This is a genomic window from Streptomyces sp. NPDC056128, assembly GCF_042263835.1.
Classification (GTDB): Bacteria; Actinomycetota; Actinomycetes; order Streptomycetales; family Streptomycetaceae; genus Streptomyces.
In genome coordinates this window covers 57,324-70,796 of record NZ_JBHJVQ010000016.1, presented here as the reverse complement: position 1 = coordinate 70,796, position 13,473 = coordinate 57,324, and the positions used below count along the sequence as shown (strand labels likewise).

Annotated in this window: 13 protein-coding genes and 1 pseudogene; 6 read left to right on the top strand and 8 right to left on the bottom strand. The window is 71.9% G+C overall.

The features are described from left to right. Position 1 precedes the first annotated feature (1 nt). The 3 genes from ACFC1X_RS25960 to ACFC1X_RS25950 form a co-directional block, all read right to left on the bottom strand. On the bottom strand, positions 2-1,000 hold the full coding sequence (locus tag ACFC1X_RS25960; RefSeq protein ID WP_376357435.1) for an AAA family ATPase: 999 nt from the start codon (positions 998-1,000) through the stop codon (positions 2-4). A gap of 136 nt (positions 1,001-1,136) precedes the next feature. Beyond that, positions 1,137-3,095, bottom strand: a complete 1,959-nt coding sequence (locus ACFC1X_RS25955; RefSeq protein ID WP_376357433.1) for a trypsin-like peptidase domain-containing protein — start codon at positions 3,093-3,095, stop codon at positions 1,137-1,139. Further along, the gene (locus ACFC1X_RS25950) at positions 3,092-3,412 is read right to left on the bottom strand and encodes a CU044_2847 family protein (protein ID WP_376357431.1); all 321 of its coding nucleotides are present in this window, start codon (positions 3,410-3,412) and stop codon (positions 3,092-3,094) included. The genes ACFC1X_RS25955 and ACFC1X_RS25950 overlap by 4 nt, the downstream gene beginning before the upstream one ends. 210 nt (positions 3,413-3,622) lie before the next feature. Between ACFC1X_RS25950 and ACFC1X_RS25945 the strand changes: the two genes are divergently transcribed. Continuing rightward, entirely contained in the window at positions 3,623-3,805 is a 183-nt protein-coding gene (locus ACFC1X_RS25945; RefSeq protein ID WP_003961784.1) for a DUF6104 family protein, read from the top strand. Positions 3,806-3,904: 99 nt separating this feature from the next. Here the strand turns inward: ACFC1X_RS25945 and ACFC1X_RS25940 are convergent, their stop codons facing one another. Further along, positions 3,905-4,714 carry a hypothetical protein gene (locus ACFC1X_RS25940; protein WP_376357429.1) on the bottom strand — a complete coding sequence of 270 codons (810 nt, stop codon included), beginning with the start codon at positions 4,712-4,714 and terminating at the stop codon, positions 3,905-3,907. Positions 4,715-4,851: 137 nt separating this feature from the next. Between ACFC1X_RS25940 and ACFC1X_RS25935 the strand changes: the two genes are divergently transcribed. Beyond that, complete coding sequence (locus ACFC1X_RS25935) at positions 4,852-5,802, top strand: DUF4097 domain-containing protein (RefSeq protein ID WP_376357556.1); 951 nt, start codon at positions 4,852-4,854, stop codon at positions 5,800-5,802. Between the two features lies 1 nt (position 5,803). Next, positions 5,804-6,859 carry a helix-turn-helix transcriptional regulator gene (locus ACFC1X_RS25930; protein WP_376357427.1) on the top strand — a complete coding sequence of 352 codons (1,056 nt, stop codon included), beginning with the start codon at positions 5,804-5,806 and terminating at the stop codon, positions 6,857-6,859. A gap of 67 nt (positions 6,860-6,926) precedes the next feature. On the opposite strand, the pseudogene ACFC1X_RS25925 reads toward ACFC1X_RS25930, so the two are convergent. From ACFC1X_RS25925 to ACFC1X_RS25910, 4 genes and pseudogenes are all read right to left on the bottom strand, one after another. Then, positions 6,927-7,490 (bottom strand): annotated as a pseudogene (locus tag ACFC1X_RS25925) (Clp protease N-terminal domain-containing protein); the annotation flags it as partial. Then, positions 7,490-7,699, bottom strand: a complete 210-nt coding sequence (locus ACFC1X_RS25920; RefSeq protein WP_122616179.1) for an HTH domain-containing protein — start codon at positions 7,697-7,699, stop codon at positions 7,490-7,492. The gene ACFC1X_RS25920 and the pseudogene ACFC1X_RS25925, both read right to left, overlap by 1 nt. Positions 7,700-7,755: 56 nt before the next feature. After that, on the bottom strand, positions 7,756-8,721 hold the full coding sequence (locus tag ACFC1X_RS25915; protein WP_234954737.1) for a zinc-binding dehydrogenase: 966 nt from the start codon (positions 8,719-8,721) through the stop codon (positions 7,756-7,758). A gap of 146 nt (positions 8,722-8,867) precedes the next feature. Then, positions 8,868-10,097, bottom strand: coding sequence for an NADP-dependent malic enzyme (locus ACFC1X_RS25910; RefSeq protein ID WP_376357424.1), 1,230 nt, complete (start codon positions 10,095-10,097; stop codon positions 8,868-8,870). A gap of 639 nt (positions 10,098-10,736) precedes the next feature. Here ACFC1X_RS25910 and ACFC1X_RS25905 point away from each other — a divergent pair. From ACFC1X_RS25905 to ACFC1X_RS25895, 3 genes are read left to right on the top strand one after another with little or no spacing between them, the layout of a single operon-like run. Next, complete coding sequence (locus tag ACFC1X_RS25905) at positions 10,737-11,696, top strand: ABC transporter substrate-binding protein (RefSeq protein ID WP_376357422.1); 960 nt, start codon at positions 10,737-10,739, stop codon at positions 11,694-11,696. A 30-nt stretch (positions 11,697-11,726) separates the two neighbouring features. Then, on the top strand, positions 11,727-12,677 hold the full coding sequence (locus tag ACFC1X_RS25900) for an amino acid ABC transporter permease (protein ID WP_376357420.1): 951 nt from the start codon (positions 11,727-11,729) through the stop codon (positions 12,675-12,677). After that, on the top strand, positions 12,674-13,435 hold the full coding sequence (locus ACFC1X_RS25895; RefSeq protein WP_376357418.1) for an amino acid ABC transporter ATP-binding protein: 762 nt from the start codon (positions 12,674-12,676) through the stop codon (positions 13,433-13,435). Before ACFC1X_RS25900 ends, ACFC1X_RS25895 begins: the two co-directional genes overlap by 4 nt. Positions 13,436-13,473: the final 38 nt, after the last annotated feature.

Here is a 13,473-nt window from a genome sequence, read left to right as displayed (position 1 = left end):
GCTACCGCAGCCCGCGGTCCAGGGGCTGCATCAGCAGATCCGAGATCTCCTCCCGCCGGTGCGCGGCGTCGCGGGCGGCGTACTGGGCGAGGAAGATCGCGTTGAGCAGCTGGTCGGTGGGGCGCAGCGCGCCGTCCGTCTCGGCGCGGGTGAACTGGTCCACGATGTCGCGGTTGTCGTCGTACGCCCCCTGGCCGAAATGGGCCTGCACCAGGGCGGCGAGGCGCTCGTCGCGCGGAGCCCTGAGGTCGAGCGGGATGCAGCGGCGCAGCAGCGGGGCGGGGAACTCGCGCTCGCGGTTGCTGGTCATGACGACGAACGGGAAGGCCCGGCACCCCACCTGACCGCCGGTCACCGCGACCCGCCCGCCGTCGGCGGTGAGGACCTCGACGACCGGGGTCCGGTCGGCGATCCGCTCCAGCTCGGGGATGGCGAAGGCGCCTTCCTCCAGCACGTTCAGCAGGTCGTTGGGCAGGTCGATGTCGCTCTTGTCCAGCTCGTCGATGAGCAGCACCCGGGGCCGGTCGGCGGCGAGCAGGGCGGTGCCGAGCGGGCCGAGCTTGATGTACCGGCCGATGTCCGGGGAGCGGGGGCCGTCCGGGAGCTGGGCGTCCTGGAGGCGGCCGATGGCGTCGTACGTGTAGAGGCCGTCGCGCAGTTCGCTGCGGCTGACGACCGGCCACTCCAGGACCCGGCCGAGGCCGAGTTCGTAGGCGATGGAGTGGGCCAGGGTGGACTTGCCGACACCCGGTTCGCCGGTGACGAGGAGGGGGCGGCGCAGGTACAGGGCGGCGTTGACCAGTTCGAGGGTGCCGGGGTCCTGGATGGGCAGCGGGACGGCGCGCGCGCCGAGGCGGCGCCGGGTGGAGGAGCCGAGGTCCGGTACGTCGTAGTCCACGGCCGGGGTGTCGAAGGCCCGCCACGGAGGCGGTTCGGGCAACTGCCCGATCCGCTCCGGGTCCGGTTGCCCGGTGCCCCGGTAGATGAACCACTCGCCCATTCGGTGCTCCTCGTCGACGGTCGGTGGTTGTCCACGGCCTGGCCGACGAGGGCGTCGCGCACCCACAACGGGCCCCTGCGAATGTACCCGCGGCGTCCCTCGGGAACGACCGTTTCCGGCCAGTTCACCCCCTCCCTCACAGCGGGGCGTCCAGGGTGCCGCCCTCCTCCGAGGGCAGGGGCCGGCGCGGATCGTCGTACAGGAGCGCGACCGGTTCGGCCCAGGCCCGGTCGGCCCGCAGCTCGCTGACGTCCTGACGCACGTGGCGTATCAGGTCCGGCAGTTCGGCGAGGGAGCCGAGTGTCCCCAGGAGTTCCTCCGCCCGGGCGTACAGGGTGTCGCACGAGGCGGGGCAGGCGCCCGAGGAGTGGCCGTCGACGTGCCAGAGGGCGACGCCGTGGCCGCTCTCCAGGGCGAGCCTCATCGCGGTGCGCCCGGGGCCGCGTCCGGCCGGCCGGCACATGACCGGGATGCGGTCGAAGGCGGCGTCGCGGTAGCCGTGTACGCCGGGGAAGTCGCCCTGCGCCGCGGTGCGCCAGCCGCTGAAGGCCTGCTGGGCGGCCATGGCCTGCCAGCGCTCGGACCAGAGTTTGTCCGGATCTCCCCGGCGCTCGAGGGCGCGCAGGACCACCCTGCGGCGCGCCCCCAGGTGTCCGGCGTCGTTCAGTTCGGCGATGTCGTCGAAGCGCCAGCGGTGCACCGCGGTGTCGAAGTACTCGCCCGGCAGCGCGACTTCGAGCGGCACCGGCCGGCCCTCCTGGTCCTTGGCCCGCAGCAGCGCGCCCAGCGGTCCGCGCATGGCCTGGACGAGGGCGGCGGGGTCGTGACCGTGCACGGAGCCGTCGGCCTCGTGGAGTTCGGGCTCGCCGTGTCCGTCGTCGTACCAGATCTGCCAGAAGAAGCGGGCGGGCCGCGCGCCGATGACCGGGTCGAGCAGGACCGCGACGGTGCCGCCCTCGCCCGGCCCGGGGTACGGGATCACGATGCGTTCCGGCCCGCCGTCGGGCGCGGGGTGCAGGGCCTCGGGGAGGCGCGCGTCGCGGACGAAGTCGTGCATGTCCCGGCGTGGTTCCCGGCGCAGGCGCGTGCCGATCCAGCGGCCGAGGGCGGTGGCGTCGCCGCCCCGAGAGGCGGTGTACAGCTCGACGTGGCGCAGGTAGCGCAGGAACGTCAGCGCCTCCAGCGGGCGGGCGCCCTCGTAGAGCAGTCCCGCGCCGTCCCGCCAGGTCAGCAGCGCGGGGGTGCCGCCCGGCCACTGGTTGTGGCTGCGCGCCTTCTTCGCGAGGAGTTCGACGGTGGGCGCGTCCGGCGGCGGGGGCAGTTCGGCCAGCAGGCGCAGGGCCTCGCGGCGGTCGGCGGGGGTCCAGTGCTCGCCGCCGCCGGCCGGCGGGCCGCCCTGGAGGTCTATCCAGTTGTCGCCGGCCGGGGACTGCGGCTCGCCGCCGTGCCAGCGGTCGTGGGCGGCCATGACGGTGCGGTACGTCCGCCCGAAGCGGCGCAGCGCGGAGATCGCGACGGCCTTGCCGCCGTCCTGCTGCTTGCGCCGCGACTTGATCAGCCCGACCACGGCGCCGGTCTCCGGGTCGAGGAGCGGGCCGCCCGAGACTCCGGACGGGAAGTCGATGTCCGGTTTGATGATCAGTCCGTGCCGGTCCTCGTGGCCGTTGATCTCGGCGTCGACGATCCGGAAGTGGGTCTCGGGCGGGCCGGGGTAGTAGCCGCACACCTTGAGGACGCCGGAGTGGCGCACCGCGCGGTCGCCGAGCCACACGCACTCGTGGTGCTGCTCGTCGGGCTCCCCCGCCAGCCGCACCAGGGCCAGGTCCTCCTCCAGCGGTACGGGGGTGCGGCGGGGGTCGGTGAGCAGCCACTGCTCCAGCCGGGCCTCGGCGTCGACACCGTCGCCGCGCACCCGGAAGACGGTGCCGGTGTCCTTCGCCAGGTGCGGGCGCAGCACGTGGGCGGCGGTGAGCACCCATCCGGGCGCGACGAAGAAGCCGCTCCCCCACAGGGGCGTGTCGGCGCCCCGTGCGGGCAGCAGGTGGACGGTGGCGGCGCGGGCGAGTTCGTAGAGGCGGTCGTTCCCCTCGCTCATGCCCGGTCGAACTGCCAGGTCAGCGTGACCTCCAGCGACACCTTGGCCTCGCCCCGGGCGAGCACCGCGACGGCCACCCCCTCCTTGGCGGTCAGCTCCACGCCGAAGGTGATGGCGGCCTCGCTGGGTCCGGCCTCGCGGGCCGCGTTCAGCACCGAGGAGCCGACCCCGGTGATCAGCTCCTGGAGGTGCTCGACCTTGGCGACGGCCTTCTCCGCGAAGCCGACGTCCTCCTGGTCGTCGTACCCGTCCGCCTCGCTGATGCGGGCGGTGATCACCGTGCCGTCCGGCAGTTCCACGTCCTGGATGCGGCTCATCTCGCTCCCCCGTCGAGTCCGCCGCTCCCCTAACCGCGCGCGGAAACCGGCCACTTGACCTCGAGGCTAATACCCAGTCCGGCCCCACGCGACCCCCGCCGCCACACCGGGAGGGCGGGCCCGGCCGCACGGTCTACGCTGGAAAGACACGCCGTGGGCACGCCCGTGGGCACGCTCGTGGGCACGCCGCACCCGCATCAGGAGCATGAGTTGTACTTCACCGACCGAGGCATCGAGGAACTGGAGAAGCGGCGCGGCGAGGAGGAGGTCACCTTCGAGTGGCTGGCCGAACAGCTGCGGACCTTCGTCGACCTGAACCCGGACTTCGAGGTACCGGTCGAGCGCCTGGCGACGTGGCTGGCACGGCTGGACGACGAGGACGAGGACGAGTAGTCCCGGTAGTGAGGACGTGTAGTCCCGGTAGTACCGGCAGGACTCGTCAGTACCGGTGACTGGTCACCGGTCGTACGGACAGGACGCCGGTCGTCGGCGTCAGGCCCGCCGCGACAACGCGTACGCCGCCCCCAGCGCCCCGTGGGCGGTCAGCAGCAGCCCCGCCGTGGTCCAGCCGCCGCTGCGGTGCCGCACTCCCCAGGCGGTGAGGGGCAGACCGGCCGCCATCTGGGCGAGCGCGAGGACCCGGGCGCCGGGGCCGCCGATCCATGGCATCCAGGGGGCGAGGCGGCTCTCGTCGGCGGTCGGGCGGCGCGCGGCGGTCGCGGTCCGGCGGGCGTCGGGCAGGGCGCCGGCGGCCGCGCCGAGACGGCCGGCCGGTGCGCCGGGGGCGAGGCTCTCGGGGAGGGCGACTCCCGCGCGCGTGAGGACGGCGAGCAGTCCGCCCAGCCTGGCGCGCGCGTCGGCATCGGGGTCGGGCTTGGTCAGCCGCTCCAGGGACTCGAGGTCCAGGACCGGGTCCAGGCCGAGGCGGGCGGCGAAGGTGCGCATCGCCTCGTCCTCGGCGACGGGCGTGCCGTCGGTCAGCCACACGTAGCCGACCGGGCGGTGGAATCCGGACGCCAGGGTGTAACCGGCCCGGTCGGCGTCCCACCACAGGGCGAGTACGGGCCAGGGGGCGCCGACGGCGAGCGCCGCGGCCCAGCCGGTCACCACGCGGTCGACCGGTTCGCCGCCGTGCCGCCAGGGCCCACCCTCGGGGACCAGCACGCTCCACTCCCCGCCCGCTCCGGCCAGGGGCATGCGCTCGCCGAGCAGCGGGGCGACGGCGGCGACGGAGTCCGGCTCGGCGCGGCACAGCAGCAGGGCGCCGGCCGCGGGCTCTCCCCCGGACTCTTCCGTTGACATGATCACAAGGTAGGGCAATTCATCCCACTCGGCCGATCGTTGATCGTCAGAACGGGTGTCTTGACTTTCCGTGCCCGCGATATATCGTGAATGGCGGAGGACGCGATATGGCGCGTTCGGTCGAGGAGGTCTGCACCATGTCCGAGTGGTCCGTCGCGGAGCCCAGGAAACTCACCTTCGACGAGTCCGTGAGCCGGCTGCACGTACGCATCGTCAATGGAACGGTGAACGTCGTGGGCACGGACGAGGGTTCCGCCCGCCTGGAGGTCTCCGAGATCGAGGGACCACCACTGATCGTCACCCACGAGGACGGCGCGCTCACCGTGGCCTACGAGGACCTGCCCTGGAAGGGCTTCCTCAAGTGGCTCGACCGCAAGGGCTGGCACCGCAGCGCGGTGGTCTCCCTGGCGGTGCCGACCGGCACCCGCGTGGAGGTGGGCGCGGTCAGCGCCGCGGCCGTCGTCTCCGGGCTCGACGGGCACGCCGAGGTCAAGGGCGTCTCCGGCGACACCACCCTGGTGAGCCTGGCGGGCCCGGTCCGCGCGGACACCGTCTCGGGGAACGTGGAGGCCCAGGCCCTCACCGGAGACCTGCGCTTCAACTCCGTCTCCGGTGACCTGACGGTGGTGGAGGCGGGTTCCTCCGTGCGGGCGGACTCGGTGAGCGGGTCGATGATCGTCGACCTGGACCCGGCCGGCGGGCCCACCGACGTCAGCCTGACCAGCGTCTCGGGCGAGATCGCCATCCGGCTGCCCCAGCCCGCCGACGCCCAGGTGGAGGCCAACACCGCCAGCGGCGCGGTCTCCAGCGCCTTCGAGGACCTCCGGGTGGGCGGCCAGTGGGGCGCCAAGCGGATCACCGGGCGGCTCGGCGCGGGCAACGGGCGGCTGAAGGCCACCACGGTCTCCGGCTCGATCGCCCTGCTGCGGCGCCCGGCCGCGGCGGACACTCCGTGGGAGCGGGAGCCGCGGGACACCGGCCCGGCGCACGACGCGCCGGCCGACTCGGGGGACAATTCCGCTTCCGTCCGGGACCACGGCGACACCGCCGCCCCGTCGGACGGCACGACCGACAAGAAGGTGCTCTGACATGCCCCCCGTCTTCGCCCACGGCCGACTGCGCCTCTATCTCCTCAAGCTCCTGGACGAGGCCCCGCGCCACGGCTACGAGGTGATCCGGCTCCTCGAAGAGCGCTTCCAGGGCCTCTACGCCCCTTCGGCGGGCACGGTGTACCCGCGCCTGGCCAAGCTGGAGGCCGAGGGGCTGGTCACCCACACCACCGAGGGCGGACGCAAGGTGTACGCCATCACGGACGCCGGCCGCGCCGAGCTGGCCGAGCGCAGCGGCGAGCTGGCCGACCTGGAGCTGGAGATCCGGGAGTCGGTCGCCGAGCTGGCCGCCGAGATCCGGGCCGACGTGCGCGGCGCGGCGGGAGACCTGCGCCGTGAGATGCGGGCCGCGGCCAGCGCGGCGCGCCGGGGCGCCGGATCGGGGACGCAGGACGAGGCGGGCGTGGCCGGGGGCGTCGACGACAAGGAGGCCTGGCGGGCCGCCAAGGAGGAGATGCGCCGGGTCAAGCAGGAGTGGAAGGAGCAGGCCCGCCGCGCCAAGGACGAGAGCAGGCGCGCCCGTGACGAGGCCCAGCGGGCCCGGCGTCAGGCCAAGGAGGCCCAGGAGCGGGCCCGGACCCAGGCGCAGGAAGAGGTGCAGCGCATCGCCCAGCGGGTCCAGGAGCAGGTGCAGGACCACTTCTCGCGGGGCGACTGGCCCACGGGGCTGCGCGAGGGGCTGAGCGAACTGGCGAAGGAGGTCGGCGACTTCGGCAAGGACTTCGGGAAGGAGTTCGGCAAGGACTGGGGCTTCGGCCGCACCGACGCGGGCTCCACCACCCCCCGGCCCGAGTACTCCGCCACCCCCGAGGACTTCCCCGCGGGATACGCCCCGGCCTGGGCCCACGAGGACGCCGCGGACTCCACCGGGGACCCGGCCCGTGACCTGGACCGGCTGCTCGACCGTTTCCGGGACGACATCCGTGACGCCGCCCGGGACCAAGGCGTCACGCCCGACCAGCTCCGTGACGCCCGTCGTCAGTTGTCGGCGGCCGCGGCGCACATCGGGGCGATCCTGCGGACGCCGAAGGCCTGAGCCCCGGGGCGCGCACGGCCCCCGGCACCCGGCCGGGGGCGTCGCGCGGGGCGTCGGGCTCGGCCGCGCCCGCGCCCTCTCCGGAGTCGCCGCCCAGCACCCTGGTCAGCGACTCGTGGGTCACCCCGTGGTCGGCGAGCACCTCCGCGGGCACGCCGGGGCGGATCGTCAGGGCGAGCAGGAGGTGCTCGTCCCCGATGCGCCGGTCGTGCCGGGCTACGGCGACCCGCAGCGCCTTCTCCAGGACCTCCTTGGCGCCAGGGTCGAAGCCGCGGTGCCCGGACCACCGGCGCCCACCCTTCCGCTCGCCGGACATGACCCCGACACCGTGGACCTCCTCCACCCGGGCGACGATCTCCGAGACGTCGATCCCCAGTCCGGCGAGGGCGTCGGTCTCGGCCTGCGTCAGACCGGCCCGGCGCCGCGCCTCCGCCAGCGCCCGGCGCACCGAGTCCCGGCGCTCGCCGCCGGCCCCGAGTGCCGTCAGCGCGAAGGAGGCGCGGCTGCCCTCCCGGTCCAGCAGGGCGAGCAGCAGGTGCCCGGTGTCGACGGTGCGCGCATCCGCGGCCTCGGCGTGCTCGACGGCCCCCTGCACGACAGCTCGGGCATCCTTCGTGAATCGCTCGAACATCAATGCCTCCCGTACTTCTTGTGCACGGCCTGCCTGCTGACTCCGAGCTCCGTGGCGATCTCCTGCCACGACCACCCCTGGTGGCGCGCGCTGCGCACCTGCACCGACTCCAGCTGCTCCAGCAGCCTCCGCAGTGCGGCGACGGCCCGCAGCCCGACCCTGGGGTCGCGGTCACCCGCACGCGTGGCGAGATCCGTTGCTTCGCTCATACTCGTCAACTTAGATTGACATCCGCTGGACGTCAACCCCAGTTGACATCGCTGGGTCAGGAGCCGCTGAGCACGATCTTGCCGAACAGCTCCCCGGAGGCCATCCGCTCGAAGCCCTCACGGGCCCGGTCCAGCGGGAGCACGTCGTCGATGACGGGACGTACCCCGGTGGCGGCGCAGAAGGAGAGCAGGTCCTCCAGTTCGTCCTTGGTGCCCATCGTGGAGCCGACGACCCGCAGCTCCAGGAAGAAGATCCGGGTCAGCTCCGCGTGGGAGGGCCGGTCGCCGCTGGTGGCGCCGGAGATGACGAGCGTCCCGCCCGGCCGCAGCGACTTCACCGAGTGCGACCAGGTGGCGGCACCCACGGTCTCGATGACGGCGTCCACCCGCTGCGGCAGCCGCGCACCCGGCTCCACGGCCTCCACCGCGCCCAGCTCCAGGGCCCGCTTCCGCTTGGCCTCGTCCCGGCTGGTGGCGAAGACCCGCAGCCCCGCGGCCCTGCCGAGCACGATCGCGGCCGTGGCCACCCCGCCGCCGGCGCCCTGCACCAGCACGGAGTCGCCGGGACGCACCCCGGCGTTGGTGAACAGCATCCGGTACGCCGTCAGCCAGGCGGTGGGCAGACAGGCGGCCTCCGCGAAGGACAGCTCCTTCGGCTTGGGCAGGATGTTCCAGGTGGGCACGGCGACCTGCTCGGCGAACGTCCCCGGGTAGCGCTCGGTGAGGATGGAGCGCGGTTCCCGGGGGCCGACCCCGTGGCCGGTCTGGCCGATCACCGAGTGCAGGACGACCTCGTTGCCGTCCGCGTCGACACCGGCGGCGTCGCAGCCCAGGATCATCGGCAGCCGGTCCTCCGGGAGGCCGACACCGCGCAGCGACCAGAGGTCGTGATGGTTGAGGGAGGCGGCCCTGACATCGACGACACTCCAGCCGGGCCGGGCCTCGGGAGCCGGACGCTCCCCCAATTCCAGGCCGGTCAGCGGCTCGTCGCGGTCGATTCGGGCGGCGTAGACAGCGAACATGGCCCTGACGATAGGTTCCTCGCCCGCCGACCGGAACCACGACGCCCTGTGACACACACCCTCTTGCCATCCCCGGAAAACGAGCGGCCCCGCCCGCCGGAACTCGATCCGGGGACGGGGCCGCTCAGCGCACACGTCTCACACCGTCACCGGCGCGCGACACCCTCCGCACGGGCCGCGGCCGCCACCGCCGCCGTGACCGCCGGGGCGACCCGCTCGTCGAACGGGGACGGGATGACGTAGTCCGCGGCGAGGTCGTCGCCCACCACGGAGGCCAGCGCCTCGGCCGCCGCGAGCTTCATGCCCTCGGTGATCCGCGACGCCCGCACCTGGAGCGCGCCCGCGAAGATGCCCGGGAACGCCAGCACGTTGTTGATCTGGTTCGGGAAGTCCGAGCGCCCCGTGGCGACGACCGCCGCGTACTTGTGGGCGACCTCCGGGTGCACCTCGGGGTTCGGGTTGGCCATCGCGAAGACGAAGGCGCCCTTCGCCATCGAGGCCACCGCCTCCTCGGCCACCGTGCCGCCGGAGACGCCGATGAAGACGTCGGCGCCCGCGAGCGCGTCCTCCAGCGAGCCGGCCAGCCCCGCCTTGTTGGTGAAGGAGGCCACCTCCTGCTTGACCGGCGTGAGGTCCGCCCGGCCCGCCGAGATGATGCCCTTGCGGTCGGCCAGCGCGACGTCCCCGATACCGGCCTCCACCAGCATCTTGGCGATGGCGACACCAGCCGCGCCCGCGCCCGAGATCACCGCGCGCAGCTCGCCCAGCGTCCGCCCGCTCAGCCGCGCCGCGTTGCGCAGCGCCGCCAGCGTCACGACCGCCGTGCCGTGCTGGTCGTCGTGGAAGACCGGGATGTCCAGGCGCTCCTGGAGCTTGCGCTCGATCTCGAAGCAGCGCGGCGCCGAGATGTCCTCCAGGTTGACGCCGCCGAACGAGGGCGCGAGGCGGACCACGGTCTCGACGATGTCGTCGGCGTCCGTGCAGTTCAGGGCGATGGGGACCGCGTCCACCCCGCCGAACTGCTTGAAGAGGATCGCCTTCCCCTCCATCACCGGGAGGGAGGCCTCGGGCCCGATGTCCCCGAGTCCCAGCACCGCCGTGCCGTCCGTCACGACCGCGACGACCGAGGACTTCCAGGTGTAGTCGTGGACGAGGTCGGGCTGCTCGGCGATCGCGCTGCACACTTTCGCGACGCCGGGCGTGTACGCCAGGGACAGGTCTTCCTTGTCACGGACCGGCACGGTGGCCTGCACGGCCATCTTGCCGCCGCGGTGCAGCGCGAACGCGGGGTCGAAGGAGTCGAGCGGCTCCGCGCCCGCCTCCTGCTCCGCACCGGCTCCGTTGTCGCTGCGAGGATTGACGATCTCCGCTGCCACTTTGTCTTACCCCTTAAGAGTTCATGGTTTGAGGGTTGTCCACTCCTGGTGAGGAATGGGCGGGCACCGCGCGGGAGGATGGCTGTCTGGGCCACGAGGCCCCGCGCGACGGGCGCGCCGCACACGCGCCCTGAGCCCCTGATGAGGGGTGTAAAGAACCTTCTTACCCGACGGACGCCTCCGGCGACGAGTCGGATAAGAGCAAGCTCACATGTCGGACCCCGAACGCCGCATGTCGGTGACATGGCTCATAGCCAGGGATCAGGACAACCTCGCGGCACCCCTTGACAGACCGGGAGAAGCCGCCTTCAACGGCCGTACGCACTGACGATCCATGCCCGGATAACGAGAAATTCCGCAGATCTTCCGGCCGGAGGGGCAGATTCCCGTAAAGGTTCGGTCGTGATGTACCGACCTGATGCGGTTCGGGGGGTGACCCGTTATCCGATTTTGACATGACGGCCCCCCTGAATGGCCGAGTCCGAATGGCAAGATGCCGTAATCACACGAGGTCGCGGCACTCGAAAGTGTGTGCTCTCGTCGACCCACGGCGCCCGCCGGTCCCCCGGCAGGCGTCCCGCTCCATCGGAACACCACCGTCCCCATCGGCAACTCCATTCATCCGCCGGAGGAACCACCATGACCGCAAGCTCCACCCGTCGTACGACCGCCGCGCACTCCCGGCTAGCAGCGGTCGGTGCGATCGCGGTCGCAGGCGCGCTGCTGCTCACCGGATGCGGCGACCAGACCGAGAACAGCGACTCCGGCAGCGACAACCAGTCCTCGAGCGGTGCTCCGCTGGCCGACAAGCTGCCGCAGTCGATCCGCGACAAGGGCACCGTCAAGGTCGGCTCCGACATCGCCTACGCGCCCGTCGAGTTCAAGGACGACTCCGGCAAGACGGTCGGGATCGACCCCGACCTCGCGGACGCCCTGGGCAAGCAGCTCGGCGTGAAGTTCGAGTTCGAGAACGGCACCTTCGACACCCTGATCACGGGTCTGCGCTCCAAGCGGTACGACATCGCCATGTCCGCGATGACCGACACCAAGGACCGCCAGGAGGGCATCGACTCGGACACCGGCAAGAAGGTCGGCCAGGGCGTCGACTTCGTCGACTACTTCACCGCCGGTGTCTCCATCTACACCAAGAAGGGCGACGACCAGGGCATCAAGACCTGGTCCGACCTGTGCGGCAAGAAGCTCGTGCTCCAGCGCGGCACGGTCTCCGAGGACCTGGCCAAGGCCGAGAACGAGAAGTGTCCGGCCGGCAAGAAGATCTCCATGGAGGCCTTCGACAACGACCAGCAGGCCCAGACCCGCCTGCGCGCGGGCGGCGCCGACGCCGGCTCCTCCGACTTCCCGGTGGCGGCGTACGCGGTGAAGACCTCCGGCGGCGGCAAGGACTTCCAGATCGTCGGCGAGCAGGTCGAGGCCGCGCCGTACGGCATCGCGGTCGCCAAGGAGAACACGCAGCTGCGGGACGCCCTGAAGGCGGCTCTGGACGCCGTGATCGCCAACGGCGAGTACAAGAAGATCATGGACAAGTGGGGCGTGGCGGAAGGCGCCGTCACGGAGGCCACCATCAACGGCGGCAAGTGACCGCGCGGCGGGCACTGAAAGGCAACATCCGTGACTGTTGACATCGACAAGACGGGCTCCGGCCCGGCGGACACCCCGCCGGCCGGCCCGGAGGCCATCAAGGCCATCCCGGTCCGGCACTACGGCCGCTACATCACCGCGGTCGTCGCGATCGCGCTGCTGGCCGCGGTCGTGTTCGCGTTCTCCCAGGGCAAGATCAACTGGGGTGCGATCCCGGACTACTTCTTCGACGACCGGATCCTGTCCGGCATGGGCAAGACGCTGCTGATCACCGTCCTGGCCATGCTCATAGGCATCGTCGGCGGCATCATGCTCGCGGTGATGCGGCTGTCGAAGAACCCGGTGACCTCGTCCATCGCGTGGTTCTACATCTGGTTCTTCCGCGGCACACCGGTCCTGGTGCAGCTGGTCGTCTGGTTCAACCTGGGCCTGGTCTTCGAGTACATCAACCTCGGCCCGTTCTACCGGGACGAGTGGTCCGACTTCATGACGCCGTTCCTGACGGTGCTGCTCGGGCTCGGCCTCAACGAGGCCGCGTACATGGCGGAGATCTGCCGCGCCGGTCTGCTCGCGGTCGACGAGGGCCAGACCGAGGCCGCCCAGGCGCTCGGCATGAGCCACTCGAAGACACTGCGCCGGATCGTCATCCCGCAGGCGATGCGCGTGATCGTGCCGCCGACGGGCAACGAGGTCATCAACATGCTGAAGACGACCTCGCTGGTGTCGGTCGTCCAGTACTCCGAGTTGTTCAGAGTGGCCCAGGACATCGGCCAGACCTCGGGCGCACCGGCCGAGATGCTGTTCCTGGCGGCGGCCTGGTACCTGCTGCTGACCTCGGTCTTCAGCGTCGGCCAGTACTACCTGGAGCGGTACTACGCCCGCGGCTCCAGCCGCAGCCTGCCGCCGACGCCGATGCAGAAGATCAGGGCGAACCTGTTCTCCCTGTCGAACCGCTCCAGCACGACGGGAGGTGCCGCATGACCGCCATGGTCAAGGCCGAGGGCGTCCACAAGTCCTTCGGCCTCATCGAGGTCCTCAAGGGCATCGACCTGGAGGTGAAGTCGGGCGAGGTGTTCTGCCTGATCGGCCCCTCCGGCTCCGGCAAGTCCACCTTCCTGCGGTGCATCAACCACCTGGAGAAGATCAACGCCGGACGGCTCTACGTCGACGGCGAGCTGGTCGGCTACCGCCAGAAGGGCGACAAGCTCTACGAGCTGAAGGACAGCGAGGTCGCGGTCAAGCGCCGGGACATCGGCATGGTCTTCCAGCGCTTCAACCTGTTCCCGCACATGACGGCGCTGGAGAACGTCATGGAGGCGCCGATCCAGGTCAAGGGCGTGAGCAGGGCGCAGGCCAGGGAGCGCGCGGGCGCCCTGCTGGAGCGGGTGGGCCTGGCCGACCGGGCCCGCAACTACCCCTCGCAGCTCTCCGGCGGCCAGCAGCAGCGGGTCGCGATCGCGCGGGCGCTCGCGATGGACCCGAAGCTGATGCTGTTCGACGAGCCGACCTCGGCCCTGGACCCGGAGCTGGTCGGTGACGTCCTCGACGTCATGCGCGACCTCGCCGAGTCCGGCATGACGATGGTCGTCGTCACCCACGAGATGGGCTTCGCCCGCGAGGTGGGCGACAGCCTGGTCTTCATGGACGACGGCGTGGTCGTCGAGTCGGGCAACCCGCGCGACGTCCTGACCGATCCGCAGCACGAGCGGACGAAGGCGTTCCTGTCCAAGGTCCTCTGAGGCACTGAGGACGCTTGCGGGCCTTGAGGGTCTCGCGG

Excerpts from the sequence above, each read along its gene's own strand:
- ACFC1X_RS25960 (WP_376357435.1), bottom strand. The coding sequence starts at position 1,000 with ATGGGCGAGTGGTTCATCTACCGGGGCACCGGGCAACCGGACCCGGAG.
- ACFC1X_RS25955 (WP_376357433.1), bottom strand. The coding sequence starts at position 3,095 with ATGAGCGAGGGGAACGACCGCCTCTACGAACTCGCCCGCGCCGCCACC.
- ACFC1X_RS25950 (WP_376357431.1), bottom strand. The coding sequence starts at position 3,412 with ATGAGCCGCATCCAGGACGTGGAACTGCCGGACGGCACGGTGATCACC.
- ACFC1X_RS25940 (WP_376357429.1), bottom strand. The coding sequence starts at position 4,714 with ATGTCAACGGAAGAGTCCGGGGGAGAGCCCGCGGCCGGCGCCCTGCTG.
- ACFC1X_RS25935 (WP_376357556.1), top strand. The coding sequence starts at position 4,852 with ATGTCCGAGTGGTCCGTCGCGGAGCCCAGGAAACTCACCTTCGACGAG.
- ACFC1X_RS25930 (WP_376357427.1), top strand. The coding sequence starts at position 5,804 with ATGCCCCCCGTCTTCGCCCACGGCCGACTGCGCCTCTATCTCCTCAAG.
- ACFC1X_RS25920 (WP_122616179.1), bottom strand. The coding sequence starts at position 7,699 with ATGAGCGAAGCAACGGATCTCGCCACGCGTGCGGGTGACCGCGACCCC.
- ACFC1X_RS25915 (WP_234954737.1), bottom strand. The coding sequence starts at position 8,721 with ATGTTCGCTGTCTACGCCGCCCGAATCGACCGCGACGAGCCGCTGACC.
- ACFC1X_RS25905 (WP_376357422.1), top strand. The coding sequence starts at position 10,737 with ATGACCGCAAGCTCCACCCGTCGTACGACCGCCGCGCACTCCCGGCTA.
- ACFC1X_RS25895 (WP_376357418.1), top strand. The coding sequence starts at position 12,674 with ATGACCGCCATGGTCAAGGCCGAGGGCGTCCACAAGTCCTTCGGCCTC.